Source organism: Achromobacter sp. EG18 (assembly GCF_059759395.1).
This window is the reverse complement of sequence record NZ_CM186213.1, coordinates 4,027,789-4,046,491: the sequence shown is the minus strand read 5'-3', so window position 1 is coordinate 4,046,491 and position 18,703 is coordinate 4,027,789. Positions and strand designations below refer to the sequence as shown.

The window sequence follows — 18,703 nt, the reverse complement described above, 5'->3', positions numbered from 1 at the left end:
AGTTGCAATTTTATTGCAAATAACATTGCGTCTCAGTTGTAATGTGAGGCGTCGCTTTCCCCATGCCTGTTTCTTCCCGCTCCCCCCTCCTGGCCGTCGTCCTGGCGGCCGCGGCCAGCCTGCCGGCCCATGCCGCGCGCCAGCCGGTCGCCGAAGCGCCACTGTCCGGCGAAACCGAGTTCCACTGCCGATTTGGCAAGGACAACAGCACCGAGTGTGTCAGCACCTATCGCTACACCATCCTGACCCTGGCCGGGCGCGACCTGGTATCGCGCATCGACCGCAGCTACGCCGAGAACGACAGCCTCAAGGTCGAGCGCGCCGAACTGATCCAGCCGGGCGAAAAGCCGGTGCCGCTGGCCGCCGCCCAGATCGACACCCGCATGGCGCCCAATCCGGACCAGGGCTTCCTGCGCCAGAAGCAGACTTCGCTGGCCTTTCCCAATCTGCGCGTGGGCAGCACCATCGTCTACACCTTGCGTGAACACTTTGCCGGCATCCCTTCGGCCACGCAGTTTCATTACGTGCTGGATCTGCAACCACGCGCCGTGCGCCAGGAGCGCTTCCGCGCCGAGTTCAGCGCCGATCGCCCGATGCTCTGGCGCGGCCAGGCCATGGAGGCCTACCGCGTCGAGGCGGCGCCCGATGCCAGGCACATCACCGTGGAGTTGAAGGCCACGCCTTACTACTACGCCTACGTCAACGAGTCGGACCAGGGTTATCTGCGGCAGTCGCCGCGCCTGGAGATCGGCAGTGCCGACGCGCTGCAGGATTATTTCGGCCCGTTCGCCAAGCGCTACAACGAGATCCTGGCGGCCCCGCTGCCGCCGAACGCCGCCGCGGTGGTCGCGGCGCAGCGCGACAAGCCCGCGCCCCAGGCCGTGGCCGGCCTGATGCGCCATCTGCACGAACACTATCGCTACCTGGGCGACTGGCGCAGCAGCGAGCGTGGCCAGATTCCGTTTGCGCTCGACGAGATCGAGCGCCGCGGCTATGGCGACTGCAAGGACCTGGCGGTGCTGCTGGTGGCCATGCTGCGCGCGGCCGGCATCGAGGCAGAACCCGCCCTGGTGGCGCGCGGCACCATGGCGCCCGAGGTATTGCTGCCCGGCCTGGCCGCGCCCAACCATGCCATCGTGCGCGCCCGCGTGCAGGGCGCGACCTGGTGGCTGGATCCCACCAACCCGGTGTTCGTGCCGGGCTTCACCATGCCCGATATCCAGCAGCGCTGGGCGTTCGTCATGGACAGCCAGGGCAATATGCGGCGCGAGGACATTGCGCTGGAGGCGCCGGGCGTCGGCGTCGTGGTGACGCGCAACGAGCGCTTTGGCGAGGACGGGCAGGCGCAGGTGCGCGCATCGGTCGAGGTGGGGCGCATGGTGGCGGCCGAAGTCAGCGTGGGTGATCTGCAGAACGGCGCGACGGCGATGGACCAGGCGCTGTGCCGCAGTTTCGCCGCCGAGAATCGCGATTGCCGGCTGCAGCGCGCCGCCAGCGATTTCGTGGTGCCCGCCACCTATCGCATCGACGCCACGCTGGTGGACCTGCGGGCGCTGGAACGCGTCGGCCGGCAGTATGTGCACACGCAATCGCACCTGGGCGATGACTGGGAGGCCTTCGCCCGCTACCGCCAGACCGGCCAGCTGGCGGATATCTATCTGGGCACGCCGGAGACCGCGTCGTACGACGTGACGCTGACGGGCGGCCAGGTCGACGCGCCGGCGCTGCATTGCCAGGTGCGCTCACCCTGGATCGATGTGGACCTGGACGGCAAGCCCGCCGCCTCGGGCTACCAGTACCGCTATCGCAGCGTCCGCAAGGTCAGCTGGTTCAGCCATGCGGACATCGTGTCGGATGGCTTCGGCCAGGCCATCGACAAGGGCCGGCAGTGCGTGGAATCCCTGCGCCTGGCGGTGACGCTGCCGGGCAAGTGACCGGCAGCCTGTCCTTCGCCGGTGGCGCGGTCACCAATGAAAAACGCGGCCCCGGGGCCGCGTTTTTCATTGGCAATGCGCGCTCATTCGAGCTTGATGTTGGCCTTCTTGATCACGTCGGCCCAGGTGGCGCGCTCCTTGTCGGCATAGGCCTTGAAGTCCTGCGCCGACATGGGCATCGGGATGACGCCCATGTCCAGCATCTTCTGCGACACGGCAGGCGACTTCAGCGTGGCGTCGAGTTCGGCGGACAGCTTCTTGACCACGGCTTCCGGCAGGCCGCCGGGGGCCACCAGGCCTTGCCAGGCGTAGGCGGTGAAGTCGGGCACGCCTTGTTCGGCCATGGTGGGCGCGTCCGGCAGCACGGCAACGCGCTCGGGCGTGGCCGCGCCCAGCACGCGCAGCTTGCCGGCCTTGACGTTGGGCAGGCCGGCGGCCAGGTCGATGAACATCACGTCCACCTGTCCACCCAGCAGGTCCTGGATGGCGGGCGCCGCGCCCTTGTAGGGCACGTGCAGCAGGTTGGCGCCCGTGCGCTGCTTGAACAGCTCCAGCGCCAGGTGGTGCGGCGAGCCGGCGCCGGCCGAGGCGGCGGTCAGCTTGCCGGGTTCCTTCTTGGCGGCCTGGATCACGTCGGCGACCGTCTTGTAGGGTGAATTGACGTTCACCGCCAGCAGCAGCGGGAACTTGGCGATGCCGCCGATGTAGGTGAACTTGGACGGATCGTAGGCCAGCTTGGCGTACAGCGTCGGGTTGTAGGCCAGGGTGCCGGAGTCGGCGGTGCCGACGACGTAGCCGGTGGGTTCGGCCTGCGAGATCGCGGTGGCGCCGATGATGGTGGCGGCGCCGGGGCGGTTCTCGACCACGATGGTCTGGCCCAGCGGTTTCTCGATGCCGCTGGCGACAGTGCGCGCGACCACGTCGGCGCCGCCGCCGGCCGGGTAGGGCACGATCCAGCGGATGGGTTGGGTGGGCCAGGATTGGGCGACGGCCGCGGTGGCGGCCAGCGACAGGGCGGCAAGCGCCAACAGGCGCCGGGCGTGCTTGTGCATGGGGAGTCTCCTCATTTTTTTGCGACGCTATTATGCCCCGGCAACGCGGCAATATGCGCCTGTTTCCCGGCCCGGATTCAGCGGCTTATTGCGGATCCGGGTAGCTGCGGGCGCCGAAGATGGCGGTGCCGATGCGCACTTCGGTCGAGCCCTCCTCGATCGCCAGTTCGAAATCTCCGCTCATGCCCATCGACAGGCGTTCCAGCGACACCCCTTCGATCGCTTCCTGGCGCAGCTGGTCGCGCAGTTCACGCAAACTGCGGAAGCAGGCGCGCACTTCGCCCGGATCCGGCGAGTTGACCGCCATCGTCATCAGGCCGCGCACGCGCAAGGTCGGGAACTCGGCCACGATGCGCCGCAGGAAGGCCGACACCTCACCCGGCGCCATGCCGTATTTGCTGGGTTCACTGGAGGTCTTGACCTGCACCAGCACGTCCAGCGTCCGGCCCTCGAGAACGAGGCGGCGGTGCAGGGCCTCGGCTAGGTCGATCCGGTCCAGCGATTGCAACTCGGCGGCATCACGCGCCGCGTCCTTGGCCTTGTTGGTCTGCAGGTGGCCGATCAACACCCATTGCAGTCCCTGTCCCGCCAGCGCCGCGGCTTTCTGCCGCAATTCCTGGGTCTTGTTCTCGCCGAACCGGGCCAGGCCCAGCGCCATGGCCTCGCGGATGGCGTCGACCTCGAACGTTTTGCTGACGGGCAGCAGCGTCACGCTGTCCGGTGCCCGGCCGGCGCGTTCGCAAGCCTGGGCGATGCGTTGCCGGATCCCGGCCAGGCGGATGGCCATGGTGTCTACTTCGGTCATGCGGGTCTCTTCGGTACGGAATGTCCCATAGTGTAGGACGCGCGCGCACCGTTTCGCCACACCAGTCCGCGCCGCGCCGCATCTTCGTTGACCCTGCCGGAGCGGCAGGCTTAGAATTTGGCGATATTTGTTTAGATTTCAATGTTCTAAGCCTCCGGCGCCGTCCGCACGACGGCGCGGGTCCTCCCTTTCTCCTCGCCGTCCCCTCCGCCATGTCCAGCGCCGCGCCCGAGTACGCTTTTGCCACGCCTTTCCTGAATCCCCCCGCCTCCCCGATCCGTTCGCTGATGCCCTACGCGATGCGGCCGGGCACCATTTCGCTGGCGGGCGGCTATCCGGCGCAGGAACTGTTCGACGTGGACGGCCTGACGATCGCCTCCACCCAGGTGCTGGCGCGGCTTGGCGCCTGCCTGCAATACTCGAACATCGACGGACAGGCCAGCCTGCGCAACGAATTGGCGCGGTTGTCGGCGGCGCGCGGCCTGCACTGCAACGCGGACACGGAACTCGCCGTCACCGGCGGGTCGCAGCAAGCCATGGCGCTGCTGACCCGTGTGATGCTCCAGCCCGGCGACCATGCCGTCATCGAATCGCCGGCCTTCCCCAATTCCGTGCAGGCGTTGCGCTACACCGGCGCCACGGTGCATACCGTGCCGTCCGGCCCGGACGGCGTCGACATCGACGCGCTCGATGAGCTTGCCGCGCGCGTCAAGCCCAAGGTCGTCTGCGTGGTGGCGTCGTTCTCCAATCCCTGTGGCGCCACCATTTCGCGCCAGCGCCGCCTGCGCCTGCTGGAGCTGGCGGTCAAGCATCGCTTCCTCATCGTCGAGGACGACCCGTACAGCGAATTGCGCTTCGCCGGCGAGGCGGTGCCACCCATCATGGCGCTGGCCGAGGGCGAGGCCCGCAACTGGGCCGTGTACCTGGCAAGCATGTCCAAGACCATGGCGCCCGCCTTGCGCATCGGCTGGCTGGTGGCGCCGGCCGAAATCCGCCGCCGCTGCGTCGGCGCCAAGGCGGCCGACGACATGGCTTCGTCCACGTGGATCCAGGAAGTCGTGGCGCAATACCTGGCCAATGGCCGCTACGAAGAGCACGTGCCGCGCATCCGCGCGGCCTATGGCCTGCGCTGCGACGCCATGGCTGAATCGTTGACGCGCGAGCTGAACGGACGCATTGCGTTCAGCAAGCCCGAGGGCGGCATGTTCTTCTGGGCGCGCCTGACGGGCGAGGTCGACGCCACCCGCCTGCTGCCCTACGCCATCGAGCACGAAGTGGTCTACGTGCCGGGCAAGGCGTTCTACGCCGACCCGGCGCAGGCCGACCTGCATGCCATGCGCATGTCGTTCGCCACCATGAACGAAGTCCAGATCGCCCAGGGCATGCAGCGGCTCAGCCGCGCCCTGGACGCGTGCGAGGCCAACCAGCCGGTGTCGATCTCGCTGGCGGCGTGATATACCCAAATAAGCGCTGGTTATTTTGCGCGGGCGCTTCATGTCTATAAGCTTCTCGCCGTGGCGCGCTCGCGCGTCCCGGTACAACAGGAAAAACAGTCATGAACATTGCAAAAGGGTTGGTGGGCGCGGCGTTGTTGCTGGCCGTGGCACAAGGCGCGCAGGCGGCGACGTTGGACGTCGTGCGCCAGCGCGGGGCGGTGGCTTGTGGCACCACCACGGGTTTCGCGGGCTTTTCCGCGCCGGACGCGCAGGGCAAGTGGCAAGGGCTGGACGTGGACCTGTGCCGCGCGATCGCCGCGGCCGTGTTCGGCGATGCCAACAAGATCAAGGTGGTGCCGCTCAATTCGCAGCAGCGCTTCACCGCGCTGCAATCGGGCGAAGTCGACGTGCTGACCCGCAACACGACCGTGACGCAGCAGCGCGACACGGCGCTGGGCATCATCCACGCCGGCATCAATTTCTATGACGGCCAGGGCTTTCTGGTGCCCAAGTCGCTGGGCGTCAAGAGCGCCAAGGAAATCAACGGCGCCACGATCTGCCTGCAGACCGGCACTTCCAACGAGAACACGCTGGCCGACTGGGCGCGCGCCAACAACGTCACCTACAAGCCAGTGGTGATCGAGACCTTCAACGAAGTGGTCAATGCGTTTGCCGCGGGCCGCTGCGACGTGTTCTCCACCGACGCCTCGGGCCTGGCATCGATCCGCATCTCCAAGCTGCAGAACCCCGACGACTACGTGGTGCTGCCCGAGATCATCTCGAAGGAACCGCTGGGTCCGTTCGTGCGCCAGGGCGACGACGCCTGGCTGAACATCGTGCGCTGGTCGCTGTCGGCCATGATCGAGGCCGAGGAATATGGCGTCACCTCCAGGAACGTCGACGAACAGGCCAAGAGCAGCAATCCCAACATCAAGCGCATCCTGGGCGTGACGCCCGGCGGCGGCGCCAACCTGGGGCTGGACGAAAAGTGGGCCTACAACATCGTCAAGCAGGTCGGCAATTACGGCGAGAGCTTCGAGCGCAACGTCGGCCAGGGCAGTCCGCTGAAGATCAAGCGCGGCCTGAATGCGCAGTGGACGCAGGGCGGCCTGATGTACGCGCTGCCGATCCGCTGAGCGCGGCCTGGGTCCGGGCGGCGCCGTTCGGGCCCGCCAATGAAAAACCGATGCCGCGGCATCGGTTTTTTTTGGGGCCGTTGGTGGCGGCGGTGGCGGCGGTGGCGCCTGGTCCGGATCGTCAGCGGCGCCGGTACACCTCGGCAATCCGGGTGAACGCCGCGCGCAGTTCGCGCGTGCCGCCCTGGAAGATCACGGGCCGCCCGCGATGCGTGAACACCACCAGCCGCTTGGAAAAGATCATCGGCACGAAGCGGACTTCGCGCACGTCCTCCCAGGCGACTTCGCGCCGCGAGAACCAGGTCTGGCGCAGGCCGTGTTCGTCGATGGTGGTGATGGAGGTCTGCATGTGCCATGACACGAACAGCAGGCCGATGAAGCACAGGCCCACCACGACGGCCATCATGCCGTCCAGCGACTGGCCCGGGGCGCGGATGGCGGTGGTGACGACCTGGACGCCCAGCACGGCCAGGATGACCCAGGTCAGGATGCGCACCCAATCGGGCCAGGCCTGCCCCGACAGGGGCAGCGGGCCGATGGCGCGCAGCAGGGCGGCGTGATCCTCGGGCGAGGGGGAGGGGGCGGGGGACGTCATGCGGCTGCGGAGTTCCGGTAGCGTTGCGAGAAGACGTGCGCCGGGTGGCCCCGGCGCTCACGCGAAACGCGCGCAGCCATTCTACGAGTTTTTCGCGTCAGGCGGCCCGCTTGGCGGCAATGGCGTTGCCGGCGCGGCTGGAACCCTTGCGATTCAGGTTGGCTGACATCCATTGGCCGATGTCGACCACCGCGTCGAAGTCCACGCCGGTGTCGATGTCCAGGCCGCGCAGCATGTACAGCACGTCTTCGGTGGCGACGTTGCCGGTCGCGCCCTTGGCGTAGGGGCAGCCGCCCAGGCCGGCCACCGAGGCGTGGAAGATCGAGATGCCGGTTTCCAGCGACGCCAGGATGTTGGCCAGCGCCTGGCCGTAGGTGTCGTGGAAGTGGCCGGAGACGCGCGCCGGGTCCACCACGCGTGTGACCGCGGCCATCACGTCGCGCACGCGCTGCGGCGTGCCCACGCCGATGGTGTCGGCCACGTCGATCTCGTCGACCTGCATGGCCAGGTAGCGCTGCGCGACGTCGACCACGGATTCGATGGGCACCTCGCCCTGGTAGGGACAGCCCAGCGCGCAGCTGATGCTGCCGCGCACGCGGATGCCGGCTTCGCGGGCGGCCTGCACCACGGGCTCGAAGCGCGCGATGGACTCGGCGATGGAGCAGTTGATGTTCTTTTGCGAAAAGGCCTCGCTGGCCGCGCCGAAGATGACGATCTCGTCCGCGCCGGCGGCCAGCGCGCCCTCGAAGCCCTTCATGTTGGGCGTAAGCACGGAATAGATGGTGCCGGGGCGGCGCTGGATCCGCGCCATCACGTCGGCGCCGTCGGCCATTTGCGGCACCCACTTGGGCGACACGAACGAGGCCGCCTCGACGTTGGGGAAGCCGGCGGCCGCAAGGCGGTCGATCAGTTCCACCTTGATGTCGGTGGGCACGAATTCCTTTTCATTCTGCAGGCCGTCGCGGGGCGAAACCTCGACGATCTTGACGCGTGTGGGCAATGCCATGTCTCTTCCTGTATCGGTATCGGGGGCGGCCGCGATGGCGGCCCGGTGCCAGGGACAATATTAGCGCCATCGCATCCGGCCCCGTCCGTGGCCGGTCCCAGCCCTGTCCATGCCCTGGCCGGCGCGTCGGACGGCAGGGGGCCGCAGCCTATTTCAGGCGCTGGAAGCGGCCATCGTCCAGGCGCGCGACACGCGCGGCCAGTTCGAGTTCGAGCAATTGCGCTTGCAGCGTGGCGGTGTCCAGCCCGCAGCGTGCCTGCAGTGCATCCAGGTGCAGGGGGTCGAAGCCCAGGGCTTCGAGCACCGGATGGGTCGGGTTGTCGGCGTCGCCCGAATCGTCGGCCGGCTCGGGCGGTCGGCGCGTGCCCGGTTGGGGGCCGCCGCCAAGTTCGTCGGTGATGTCGGCCGCGGTCTCCACCAGCTTGGCGCCCTGGCGGATCAGCGCATGGCAGCCGCGCGACAGTGGCGAATGGATCGAGCCGGGGATGGCGAACACTTCGCGTCCGCTCTCGCCCGCCAGGCGCGCGGTGATCAGCGAGCCGCTCTGCCGGGCCGCTTCCACCACCAGCACGCCCCGCGCCAGGCCTGCCACGATGCGGTTGCGCTTGGGGAAATGCTGCGGCAAGGCGCCGGTGCCCAGCGGCAGCTCGGATACCAGCGCGCCCTGCGCGGCGATGCGGTGCGCCAGGTCGCGGTGGCGCGCCGGGTAGATGCGGTCGATGCCGGTGCCCATCACGGCGACCGTGCCGGCGCCGCCCGGGCCGGCGTCCAGCGCGCCTTCGTGGGCCGCGGCGTCGATGCCCAGCGCCAGGCCGCTGACCACGCGCCAGCCGCTGCCGGCCAGGTGGCGGGCGAAGGCGCGGGCGTTTTCCTGGCCGCCGGGCGTGGCGTTGCGCGCGCCCACCACCGCCAGCGCGGGGCCTTGCAGATAGGCCGGATCGCCATTCACGTAGAGCAGGATGGGGGGATCGGCGATGGTGAGCAGGCTTTGTGGATAACCCGGATCTGACAGCGTCAGGATGTGATGGCCGGGCGCGTCGACCCACTGCAGGGCGCTGTCGACCTGGGCCGCCATGTCGGCGGGCATGGGGGCGGCCAGCTGGCGGGCCAGCGCGTCTGGCAGCTGGCGCGCCAGGGCGGTGGCGCGCTGGGCGTAGATCTGTTCCGGCAGCCCCAGGGCGCCCAGCAGCGTGCAGGCGGTGGCGGAACCTATGCCCGGTTCCAGGGACAGGCGCAGCCAGGCGGACAATTCAGCGGCGGTATGGGTGAGCGGCATGGGCGAAGAGCGCGGGATGGGCCGGCGCGGGAAAGGCGCGGAGGCGGGGCGCGCGCGGCGCGCCGGACGTCCGAGAGTGTCTCATGACGGTGGGGCCGGGGCGGGCGGGGCGGACCGAATCGTCCCGGCCGCCATCGGGCAAAACGGTGCCGGACAGCGCTTCGACAATCCCGGATTTAGCCGAAAACTATTAGAAATCAAGACTCTAATGAATTAAACTGTTGGTCAGATACCAATTACCAACGATCCCTATTCAATGGCTTTACTTCCCATTCTTCGCTACCCGGATCCGCGCTTGCACAAGAAGGCCAAGCCGGTCGCCGAGGTCGATGACCGCATCCGCCAACTGGTGCGCGACATGACCGAGACCATGTACGACGCGCCGGGGGTGGGCCTGGCCGCGACCCAGGTGGACGTGCACGAGCGCGTGGTCGTCATCGACGTCTCCGAAGAAAGCAACCAGCTGCTGGTGCTGATCAACCCCGAGATCACCTGGCGCAGCGACGATTACAAGATCTACGAGGAAGGCTGCCTGTCGGTTCCGGGCATCTACGACGAAGTCGAGCGCGCCTCGCGCATCCGTTGCAAGGCGCTGGACATCGACGGCAAGCCGTTCGAGTTCGACGCCGACGGCCTGCTGGCCGTTTGCGTGCAGCACGAGCTTGACCACCTGGAAGGCAAGGTGTTCGTCGAATACCTGTCCAACCTGAAGCAGAATCGCATCAAGACCAAGCTGAAAAAGGCCGAGCGCGAAGCGCTGCGCGCCTGACGCCCGTCCCATCCTTCCCGGTCCGACCCTCATGCGCCTTGTTTTTGCCGGCACGCCGGAATTCGCCCGTATCGCCTTCGACGCCCTGCGGGCGGCAGGGCACGACATTCCCCTGGTCATGACCCAGCCCGACCGTCCGGCCGGGCGCGGACTCAAGCTGACGCCCAGCCCCGTCAAGCAGGCCGCGCTCGACGCCGGTATCGAGGTGGCCCAGCCGCGCAGCCTGCGGCTGGATGGCCGCTATCCCGATGAAGCCGCCGAGGCGCGTGCCCTGCTCGAACGCGTGGCGCCCGACGTCATGGTGGTCGCGGCCTACGGCCTGATCCTGCCGCAGTGGGTGCTGGACCTGCCGCGCCTGGGCTGCCTGAACATCCACGCCAGCCTGCTGCCGCGCTGGCGCGGCGCGGCGCCGATCCAGCGCGCCATCGAGGCCGGCGATGACCGCACCGGCGTCACCATCATGCAGATGGACGCGGGCCTGGACACCGGCGACATGCTGCTCGAACGTATCGTGCCAATCGGCGCCGACACCAATGCCGCGCAGTTGCACGACGCGTTGGCGCTGGCCGGTGGCGAGGCGATCGTGGCGGCCCTGGCCGCGCTGGCGCAGGGCGGCCTGGCGCCACGCAAGCAGCCCGAGGAAGGCGTGACCTACGCCGCCAAGCTCGACAAGGCCGAGGCGGCGCTCGACTGCAGCCAGCCCGCCGCGCTGCTGGCGCGCCGCGTGCGCGCGTTCAATCCGGTGCCCGGCGCCAGCATCCGCCTGCCCGGCCTGGCCGATCCCGTGAAGGTGTGGCGCGCCGAGGCCGTGGCGCAGGCCGTGACGGCCGCGCCCGCAAGCGTGTTGCGCACCGCTGCCGACGGCATCGACATCGCCACCGGCGATGGCGTGCTGCGCTTGCTGGAACTGCAGAAGGCGGGCGGCAAGCGCCAGCCGGTGGACGTGTTCGTGCGAGGCTGGCAGCCGGACTGACGCCGGCCGGTGCTATCCCGGCCGTGCCGCCGCCCTTGGCGCCGGGTTCAGCCCCGTTGGGCCAGCAGATCCAGATAGGCGCCGGACACCAGTTGTTCCGGGGTGATCCGCAGGCTGGCCAGCAGTTCCCGCGCTTCGGCCATGCCGGCCGCGGCGCTTTCCCCGTCGCGCAGCACCACTTCGAGTTCCAGGAATTCCCCCAGTCCCTCGACCCGGTCCAGATGGATGCGGGTGCGGCCGGCCATGAACAGCAGGCGCTGCTTGCGCACGCGGCCGATGACGCCGTAGGCCAGCCCCAGCGCATCGCGCAGCGTGTCCGGCGACGACGTCGGCGAGATGACGTAGAAGCTTTCCTTGGGCCCGGTGTCGTCGGCGCGGCGGTAGAAGATCAGTTCGCCCGTGCCGTCGCTGAAAGCGCGCAGCTTGAGACGGCCATCGGGACAGGCGAAGAAGGTGTCGTCCTGCGCGATGGCGACCGGCTCCTTGCCGGACAGCGCCGCCGCCAGGGATTCGACGGCGGCCAGGCTGGCCACCCGCGCCTTGATCTCGATGTTGCGTGCCATGGGTGCCTCCGGGGCGAAAGCCGCGTCAAGCGAGCACGGCGGGCAGATCGGCGACCTGCATGATCAATTCGTCGGGGCCGCGCTCGCGCAACGCGTCCACGTGGTTGTAGCCCCAGGCCACGGAACCGACCCTGACCCCCGCCTTGCGCGCGGCGTCGATGTCGCGCATTTCGTCTCCGACCAGCAAGAAACGTTCCGGCGCGGTGTCGTGGCGCTTGAGCAGCCGCTCGATCTTGGCCGCCTTGCCGAACAGGTCGGTGCCACATTCGTAGTCGTCGAACAGGGCCGCGGTGTCGGGCCCCAGCACGCGCCGCACGTTTTCCAGCGAATTGGAGCTGACCACCGCCAGCCGCACCCCGGCGGCCTTCAGGCGGACCAGCGCGTCGGGAATGCCGTCGAACATGTGCACGCTGGGATCGATCTCCTGCATCAGGGTGCGCACGTGCGCCATGATGGCGGGCAGCTTCCACAGCGGGATGCCGAGGAATTTGAGGATCTCGGCGGCGTCGCGGTGACGCAGCTGGTCGCGTTCGGCGGCGTCGATCTTGCGAAAACCGTACTTGTCCGCGACCGTGTTCAGGATGGAATTGAACCAGGGCATGGTATCGGCCAGGGTTCCGTCGAAGTCGAAGGCTGCGATGTCGTATTTCAAGTAAACAATCCGATGCCGAGCTACATGGGGTGAAGCAGATACTGCACCACTGGCGCCAGGTCTTCAAGCGGCGGGGCGCCGGCGACCACGCGCTGCGCGTTGGTCCAGGGGTAGTCCAGCGCCAGCAGCCAGCCGAAGACGGCGTCGGCGTCGCCGGGCGGCAGGGTCACCATGGTCTCGATAGTGATGGTCAGGCGCGAAGCGCGGTAGGGTTCGGGCTGGAACGTCCAGTCGTAGCGACCGCAACCCACGCGCACGTTGCCCGTGGCTTTTTCGGTCATGCCGACGATCCAGTCACAGGAATAGTCGGACAGACGCGCATCGGCGTCGGGCCGCGCCAGGTAGAAGGTGTAGACGTTGTCGTAGGTCTGGCCGAACTTGCGCACCAGTGTGTCGGTGATCGCGGCCAGGCCGTGGGATTCGGGCGGAAACGCGATGGCCTGCGTGCGCAGCGCCATCTTCAGCACGGCCTGCGGCGCGAAGGCGCGGGCCATGTAGTGCGGACGGTTTTCGTCCTTGGCGTGGAAGTAATCGCGCAATACGGACTCGGTGCTGGCGGGGAACGACGAACCGTTGGACATTGCGGGCTTTCCTTGGGGCGGGTTAGGGGGCGCGATGCTCGGGCTTGACCGGCTCGAACCACTTGGAGACGTTGGGCGGCTCGTAGATGGCGTAGCGGTCCAGCAGCGTGGCGGGATCGCTTTCCACCACCAGCATGTCGCGGTGCTGGGGGCGCATGAAGGCTTCGTCGACGGCGTGGTCGACGAACTGCATCAGCGCGTCGTAGTAGCCGGCTATGTTGAGCAGGCCGCAGGGCTTCTGGTGCATGCTGAGCTGGGCCCAGGTCCAGACCTCGAAGAATTCCTCCAGCGTGCCGGCGCCGCCGGGCAGCGCGATGAAGCCATCGGCCTTCTCCATCATCATGGCCTTGCGCTCGTGCATGCTTTGCACCAGGTGCAATTCGGTCAGGCCGCGATGGGCCTGTTCCTTCTTTTGCAGCAGTTCAGGGATCACGCCGATCACCCGGCCGCCGCCCGCCAGCACCTCGTTGGCGATCACGCCCATGATGCCGACGATCGAGCCGCCGTAGACCAGGCCCAGGTCACGCTTGACCAGTTCTCGGGCCAGCACGCGGGCCTGTTCCAGATAGTCGGGGCGCGCGCCGGGATTGGAGCCGCAATACACGCAGATGTTCTTCAGGGTCATATGAAGCTACTTATTGCCGGGCCCGTTACAGATTGCGTCACGGGCCGTCCGGGAAGCCGATAGTTTACGAGAAGCGCCGGACGCGTTTTTGCGCGGCGCGTGAAAGGCCGATCCGGGGCCATGGGCAATGTTTGGACACAGCATCTTTTTGCATGGCCGGTAGACTGGGTTGTTCGGAACGACTGGAAATCCAGCGTCGTATTGCTAACCCAAAAGGAGCTAACGATATGGAAAACACGACCCGTAACCGCGAACAGGCAAGCCGCCCCTTCGACATGGATGTGAAGGCGATCCGCGCCAAGGCGCGCCAGGACATCGAGTCCGGCGCCGTCACCGACACCTACCGCGCCGACCGCGAGACCGTGCTCAAGCTGTTGAACGAAGCGCTGGCCACGGAAATCGTCTGTGTGCTGCGCTACAAGCGCCACTTCTTCATGGCCCGCGGCCTGAACGCCGAGCCGGTGGCGGCGGAATTCGCCGAGCACGCCACCCAGGAACAGGAGCACGCCGACAAGCTGGCCGAACGCATCGTGCAGCTGGGCGGCGAGCCCAACCTGTCGCCCAAGGGCCTTCTCGAACGCAGCCATTCCGAGTACGTCGAGGGCAGCACGCTCGAAGAAATGATCAAGGAAAACCTGATCGCCGAGCGTATTGCCATTGACAGCTACCGCCAGATGATCGAGTACATCGGCGAGCAGGATTCGACCACGCGTCGCCTGCTGGAGGAAATCCTGGCGGTCGAGGAAGAGCACGCCGACGACATGTCTGATTTTCTGGCCAAGCATTAAGGCCGACGCCGGCCGAGGGCGGGCCGTCCGCCCGGGACGTGCCGGCTGGCTGTGATCAGCCGGCGCGCGCGGCCGCAGCGTCATGGCGGCGCGCCGCCGCGTCCAGTTGCGCATGGTGCCTTTCGGCCCAGCGATCCAGCGCCACCAGCGCCACATTCAACGATTTCCCCAGGTCGGTCAGGTGATAGCGCACATGCGGCGGTACGGTGCGCATGTCCTCGCGCCGCACCAGCCCGTGGCGTTCCAGGTCGCGCAGCGTCTGCGTCATCATCTTCTGCGAGATGCCGCCCAGTTTGCGCAGCAGTTCGTTGTTGCGCAGCGGGCCGCGCGCCAGGGCCGGAAGCACCAGCGGCACCCACTTGCCGGAAATCAGTTCGAGCGCGCGGCGCGACGGACAGGCGGCGTCGAAGACGTCCGCCGATGAAGAGGAAGAGACAGCCATGGTGAGCCTTTTATAGTTACCAAAAGGTGCGTACTTGTGCCTGGGTAACTATAGGCCCTAAGCTTGCCGCATTCCAATATCGAAGGGAGGCCGCGATGGCCTGGTGGATCCTGTTGGCCGCGAGCGCGGTGGAAATCGTGATGGCGCTGGCGTTGAAGTACGCAGACGGCTGGACGCGGTTCTGGCCCAGCGCCATCGGCATCGCCGCGGCCTTGGGCAGCATCTTCCTGTTGACCCTGGCGATGCGGCACCTGCCCGCCGGCACCGCCTATGCGGTGTGGACCGGCATCGGTTCCGTGGGCATCACGGTGCTGGGGATCGTGTTGTTCGGCGATTCGCCGTCCGTCGCGCGCCTGGCGTGCATCACCCTGATCGTGGGCGGCGTGGCGGGCCTGAAGCTGCTGGAGGCCTAGCCGCAGCGGACTGGGGTTTCCTGCCGGCGGCGGGCGCCGCCGGCAACATGGCGCTCAGACCGTGTCGGCCCAGAGGTCGTATTCGTCGGAGTCGGTGACGCGGGCGCGCACCAGGTCGCCGGCTTTGAGCTTGCGGTCGGAACTGACGTAGACGCAGCCGTCGATTTCCGGCGCGTCGCCGGCGCTGCGGCCCACGGCGCCGTCTTCGTCCACCTCGTCGATCAGCACCTCGATCTCGCGGCCGACCTTGCGCGCCAGACGGGCGGTCGAAATCGACTGCTGCATTTCCATGAAACGTTCCCAGCGTTCCTGCTTGACCTCGTCAGGCACCGGGTTGTCGAGCAGGTTGGCGGGCGCGCCTTCGACCGGCGAATACTGGAAGCAGCCGACGCGGTCGAGCTGGGCTTCCTGCATCCAGTCCAGCAGGTATTGGAAGTCTTCCTCGGTCTCGCCGGGGAAGCCGACGATGAAGGTCGAACGGATGGTCAGGTCGGGGCAGGTCTCGCGCCACTGCTTGATGCGCGCCAGCGTCTTGTCCTCGAACGCCGGGCGTTTCATGGCCTTGAGGATGCGCGGGCTGGCGTGCTGGAACGGGATGTCCAGATAGGGCAGGATCTTGCCTTCGGCCATCAGCGGAATCACTTCGTCCACGTGCGGGTAGGGGTAGACGTAGTGCAGGCGCGTCCAGACGCCCATTTCGGACAAGGCCGTACAGAGCTCGGTCATGCGGGTGCGCACCGGGCGGCCGTTCCAGAAGCCGCTGCGGTACTTGACGTCGACGCCATAGGCGCTGGTGTCCTGCGAGATCACCAGCAGTTCCTTGACGCCGGCCTTGACCAGGCGCTCGGCTTCGCTGAGCACGTCGCCCACCGGGCGGCTGACCAGGTCGCCGCGCATCGACGGGATGATGCAGAAGCTGCAGCGGTGGTTGCAGCCTTCCGAAATCTTCAGGTAGGCGTAGTGGCGCGGGGTCAGCTTGACGCCCTGCGGCGGCACCAGGTCCAGGTAGGGGTTGTGGTCCTTCTTGGGCGGCGCGGCGTCATGCACGGCGCGCACCACTTCCTCGTACTGCTGCGGGCCGGTCACGGCCAGCACGCTGGGGTGCACGTTGCGGATCACCGATTCCTCGACGCCCATGCAGCCGGTGACGATGACCTTGCCGTTCTCGGCCAGCGCTTCGCCGATGGCTTCCAGCGACTCGGCCTTGGCGCTGTCGATGAAACCACAGGTGTTGACCACCACGACGTCGGCGTCGTTGTATTCGGGCGTGACTTGATACCCTTCGGTGCGCAGTTGGGTCAGGATGCGTTCGGAGTCGACCAGGGCTTTGGGACAGCCCAGGCTGACGAAGCCGACTTTGGGGGAAGACATGGAATACCTCGGTGGGCGCGAGCCGGCGCCAGTGATCAAATACTGCGCAAGTTTAGCGCGGCAGGGCGGGGGGCCGTTATTTTAGCGGGTCGCCGGGCCGGGCTGGCTGACCAGGTGTGTCCCCAAATTAAATCCGCCGGCAGGACGCCGCCACGGAGTCAGGCGCCGCTGCGGCGGTACAGCGCCAGGGTGCCGGCCAGCCCGATCATCAGCGAGCCGCAGACCCGGTTCAGCCAGCGCAGGCCCGAGCCGCGAAAGGCTCGCACCAGCTGCGCGCCCAGGGTGGCGTAGGCCAGCATGGTCAGGATGTTCATCAGCGCCAGCACGGCGGCCACGGTGGCGTATTGCGGCAGCAGGGGCGCCTGGGTATTGATGAACTGCGGCAGGAAGGCCGACATGAACAGCAGCGCCTTCGGGTTGGTGAGCGCCACCACGAAGCTGCGCAGGCCCAGCTTGAGGCCCACCGGCCGGGCGGCGCCGGGTTCGGCGGCCGGCAGCACCAGCGCGGCGTCGGAGCGCAGCATCTTCCAGCCGAGATAGGCCAGGTAGGCGGCGCCCGCCCACTTGATGACGTGGAAGGCCACTTCGGAGGCGGCCAGCACCACGCCCAGGCCGGAAGCGACCGCGCCCACCAGGATGAAATCCGCCAGCACCGCGCCGCCCATGCCCCAGCAGGCGGTGCGCACGCCGTGGCGCGAGCCGTTGCTCATGGCGAGCAGCACGGTCGGGCCGGGCGTCACGATGGCGACGGCCGAGGCCAGGATGAACAGCAGCAGCGTGGCGGTGGACATGGCGGGCTCCGTGGCAAGCGGCCAGTGTGACGCGCCCGGCCGGGTTCGTCCAGCGCTCCGGGGCCGGCCGTCGCGGGGAGGAAAGGCCGCGCCGGGCTACCATAGCGGTCTTGTCCTTTGATTTCCTGCCATGTCCACGCGTTCCGCCCCCCCTCATCTGGCCCCCCCGCTGTCCACCGTCCTGCTTGCCAGCGCGGGCGTCGTGGAGCAAGTCCTGGACGGGCGGTCGCTGACCGAGGCGCTGGCCGACGTCGACGGACCGCTGCGACCGGCCGTGCAGGCGGTGTCGTTCCACGCCATGCGCTATCTGGGTTGGGCCGACGCGGTCGGCCGCGAGTTGGTGCAGCGCTATCCCAACGTGCTGTTCGAATCGCTGCTGCTGGTCTCCCTGACCCTGCTGCGGGCCGAGGGAGAGGCCGCGGCAGCGCTGCCGGGCATGCCCGTGTACGCGCCGCACACCGTCGTGGACCAGGCCGTCACGGCAGCCTCCAGGAACCGCAGCCTGGCCTCGTTCAAGGGCCTGCTCAATGGCTGCCTGCGCCGCTTCCTGCGGGAACGCGAGGCGCTGACGGCCGCGGTGGCCGACAGCCCCGAGGCCGAATGGAACCATCCGGGCTGGTGGGTCAAGCAACTGCGCGTGGCCTATCCGCAGCAATGGCAGGACATCCTGCGTGCCGCCAACCTGCCGGCGCCGCTGACCCTGCGCGTCAACCGCCGCCGCGCCAGCCGCGAGCAGGTGCTGGCCGCGTTCCGGGACGCAGGCCTGGCGGCCGAGCCCGTCGGCGTGGCGGGCCTGGTGCTGGCCACGCCCCGGCCCGTGGCGCAACTGCCCGGCTTCGCCGAGGGCTGGTGGTCAGTGCAGGACGCCGGCGCCCAGCTGGCGGCCGAACTGCTGGCGCCGGTCGACGGCATGCGCGTGCTGGACGCCTGCGCGGCGCCCGGCGGCAAGACGGCGCACCTGCTGGAGCTGGCGGACATCGACCTGCTGGCGCTGGACGCCGATGCCGGGCGCTTGGCGCGGGTCGGCCAGAACCTGGACCGGCTGGGCCTGGCCGGCGAGCGGGCGCGGTTGCAGGCGGCCGACGCCGCCGATCTGGACGCCTGGTGGGACGGCCGGCCGTTCGATGCGGTGCTGGCGGACGTGCCCTGCACCGCATCGGGCATCGTGCGACGCCACCCCGACATCCGCTGGCTGCGTCGCGAAAACGACCTGCGCCGCACCGCCACGCTGCAGACCCGCATCCTGGACGCGCTCTGGCAGACCGTGGCGCCTGGCGGCCGGCTGCTGTACGTGACCTGCTCGGTATTCCCGATCGAAGGCACGCGCCAGGCGCTGGAATTCCTGCAGCGCCACCCCGACGCCCGGCGCCTGGAGGCGCCGGGGCAATTGTTGCCAGTTGCTGTCGACGCAACACCCGCGGCGCAGCACGATGGGTTTTTCTACGCCTTGTTTGCCAAGCAGTCGTGAATCGCCAAGAATAGGGGGCATGACGGG

Annotated in this window: 20 protein-coding genes; 8 read left to right on the top strand and 12 right to left on the bottom strand. The window is 68.1% G+C overall.

Annotated elements, in window-relative coordinates:
- The first annotated feature begins 62 nt into the window (after window positions 1-62).
- Window positions 63-1,934 carry a DUF3857 domain-containing transglutaminase family protein gene (locus tag AC6CR5_RS18495; protein WP_238874936.1) on the top strand — a complete coding sequence of 624 codons (1,872 nt, stop codon included), beginning with the start codon at window positions 63-65 and terminating at the stop codon, window positions 1,932-1,934.
- 83 nt (window positions 1,935-2,017) lie between these two features.
- Here the strand turns inward: AC6CR5_RS18495 and AC6CR5_RS18490 are convergent, their stop codons facing one another.
- The gene (locus tag AC6CR5_RS18490) at window positions 2,018-2,986 is read right to left on the bottom strand and encodes a Bug family tripartite tricarboxylate transporter substrate binding protein (RefSeq protein ID WP_498084804.1); all 969 of its coding nucleotides are present in this window, start codon (window positions 2,984-2,986) and stop codon (window positions 2,018-2,020) included.
- Between the two features lie 85 nt (window positions 2,987-3,071).
- Window positions 3,072-3,791 (bottom strand): YggS family pyridoxal phosphate-dependent enzyme, encoded by a 720-nt coding sequence (locus AC6CR5_RS18485; RefSeq protein ID WP_150101138.1) that lies wholly within the window; start codon window positions 3,789-3,791, stop codon window positions 3,072-3,074.
- A gap of 212 nt (window positions 3,792-4,003) precedes the next feature.
- On the opposite strand from AC6CR5_RS18485, the gene AC6CR5_RS18480 reads away from it, so the two are divergent.
- Complete coding sequence (locus AC6CR5_RS18480) at window positions 4,004-5,245, top strand: aminotransferase-like domain-containing protein (protein WP_498084803.1); 1,242 nt, start codon at window positions 4,004-4,006, stop codon at window positions 5,243-5,245.
- 101 nt (window positions 5,246-5,346) lie between these two features.
- Entirely contained in the window at window positions 5,347-6,363 is a 1,017-nt protein-coding gene (locus AC6CR5_RS18475; RefSeq protein WP_006389907.1) for an amino acid ABC transporter substrate-binding protein, read from the top strand.
- A 121-nt stretch (window positions 6,364-6,484) separates the two neighbouring features.
- Here the strand turns inward: AC6CR5_RS18475 and AC6CR5_RS18470 are convergent, their stop codons facing one another.
- The 3 genes from AC6CR5_RS18470 to dprA all read right to left on the bottom strand — a co-directional run bounded on the left by AC6CR5_RS18470 (window position 6,485) and on the right by dprA (window position 9,240).
- The gene (locus AC6CR5_RS18470) at window positions 6,485-6,958 is read right to left on the bottom strand and encodes a hypothetical protein (RefSeq protein WP_006389908.1); all 474 of its coding nucleotides are present in this window, start codon (window positions 6,956-6,958) and stop codon (window positions 6,485-6,487) included.
- A 97-nt stretch (window positions 6,959-7,055) separates the two neighbouring features.
- Entirely contained in the window at window positions 7,056-7,964 is a 909-nt protein-coding gene (locus AC6CR5_RS18465; protein WP_006389909.1) for a hydroxymethylglutaryl-CoA lyase, read from the bottom strand.
- A gap of 148 nt (window positions 7,965-8,112) precedes the next feature.
- Window positions 8,113-9,240, bottom strand: a complete 1,128-nt coding sequence (gene dprA, locus AC6CR5_RS18460) for a DNA-processing protein DprA (protein WP_498084802.1) — start codon at window positions 9,238-9,240, stop codon at window positions 8,113-8,115.
- 256 nt (window positions 9,241-9,496) lie between these two features.
- Between dprA and def the strand changes: the two genes are divergently transcribed.
- A complete protein-coding gene (gene def / locus AC6CR5_RS18455; protein WP_498084801.1) occupies window positions 9,497-10,009 on the top strand; it encodes a peptide deformylase in 513 nt (170 codons plus the stop codon).
- A 31-nt stretch (window positions 10,010-10,040) separates the two neighbouring features.
- The gene (gene fmt / locus AC6CR5_RS18450; RefSeq protein ID WP_020925995.1) at window positions 10,041-10,982 is read left to right on the top strand and encodes a methionyl-tRNA formyltransferase; all 942 of its coding nucleotides are present in this window, start codon (window positions 10,041-10,043) and stop codon (window positions 10,980-10,982) included.
- A gap of 47 nt (window positions 10,983-11,029) precedes the next feature.
- On the opposite strand, the gene AC6CR5_RS18445 is transcribed toward fmt, so the two are convergent.
- From AC6CR5_RS18445 to AC6CR5_RS18430, 4 genes are read right to left on the bottom strand one after another with little or no spacing between them, the layout of a single operon-like run.
- A complete protein-coding gene (locus AC6CR5_RS18445; RefSeq protein ID WP_024070651.1) occupies window positions 11,030-11,545 on the bottom strand; it encodes a class IV adenylate cyclase in 516 nt (171 codons plus the stop codon).
- Between the two features lie 25 nt (window positions 11,546-11,570).
- Window positions 11,571-12,197 carry an HAD hydrolase-like protein gene (locus tag AC6CR5_RS18440; protein WP_054446841.1) on the bottom strand — a complete coding sequence of 209 codons (627 nt, stop codon included), beginning with the start codon at window positions 12,195-12,197 and terminating at the stop codon, window positions 11,571-11,573.
- Between the two features lie 20 nt (window positions 12,198-12,217).
- Window positions 12,218-12,778 (bottom strand): hypothetical protein, encoded by a 561-nt coding sequence (locus AC6CR5_RS18435; protein WP_006389918.1) that lies wholly within the window; start codon window positions 12,776-12,778, stop codon window positions 12,218-12,220.
- Between the two features lie 22 nt (window positions 12,779-12,800).
- Window positions 12,801-13,403 carry an LOG family protein gene (locus AC6CR5_RS18430; protein ID WP_006389919.1) on the bottom strand — a complete coding sequence of 201 codons (603 nt, stop codon included), beginning with the start codon at window positions 13,401-13,403 and terminating at the stop codon, window positions 12,801-12,803.
- Window positions 13,404-13,630: 227 nt separating this feature from the next.
- Here AC6CR5_RS18430 and AC6CR5_RS18425 point away from each other — a divergent pair, with 227 nt between their 5' ends.
- Complete coding sequence (locus AC6CR5_RS18425) at window positions 13,631-14,191, top strand: ferritin-like domain-containing protein (protein ID WP_020925998.1); 561 nt, start codon at window positions 13,631-13,633, stop codon at window positions 14,189-14,191.
- A 55-nt stretch (window positions 14,192-14,246) separates the two neighbouring features.
- Here the strand turns inward: AC6CR5_RS18425 and AC6CR5_RS18420 are convergent, their stop codons facing one another.
- Window positions 14,247-14,633 carry a winged helix-turn-helix transcriptional regulator gene (locus AC6CR5_RS18420; RefSeq protein ID WP_047992072.1) on the bottom strand — a complete coding sequence of 129 codons (387 nt, stop codon included), beginning with the start codon at window positions 14,631-14,633 and terminating at the stop codon, window positions 14,247-14,249.
- A gap of 95 nt (window positions 14,634-14,728) precedes the next feature.
- Between AC6CR5_RS18420 and AC6CR5_RS18415 the strand changes: the two genes are divergently transcribed.
- Window positions 14,729-15,046, top strand: a complete 318-nt coding sequence (locus AC6CR5_RS18415) for a DMT family transporter (protein ID WP_173000078.1) — start codon at window positions 14,729-14,731, stop codon at window positions 15,044-15,046.
- A 54-nt stretch (window positions 15,047-15,100) separates the two neighbouring features.
- Here AC6CR5_RS18415 and rimO read toward each other — a convergent pair whose 3' ends face one another.
- The gene (rimO, locus tag AC6CR5_RS18410; protein ID WP_020925999.1) at window positions 15,101-16,417 is read right to left on the bottom strand and encodes a 30S ribosomal protein S12 methylthiotransferase RimO; all 1,317 of its coding nucleotides are present in this window, start codon (window positions 16,415-16,417) and stop codon (window positions 15,101-15,103) included.
- A 158-nt stretch (window positions 16,418-16,575) separates the two neighbouring features.
- Window positions 16,576-17,208, bottom strand: a complete 633-nt coding sequence (locus AC6CR5_RS18405) for a LysE family translocator (RefSeq protein ID WP_006389927.1) — start codon at window positions 17,206-17,208, stop codon at window positions 16,576-16,578.
- A gap of 130 nt (window positions 17,209-17,338) precedes the next feature.
- Between AC6CR5_RS18405 and rsmB the strand changes: the two genes are divergently transcribed.
- Complete coding sequence (rsmB, locus tag AC6CR5_RS18400; protein WP_150101139.1) at window positions 17,339-18,676, top strand: 16S rRNA (cytosine(967)-C(5))-methyltransferase RsmB; 1,338 nt, start codon at window positions 17,339-17,341, stop codon at window positions 18,674-18,676.
- The last annotated feature ends 27 nt before the right edge of the window (window positions 18,677-18,703 follow it).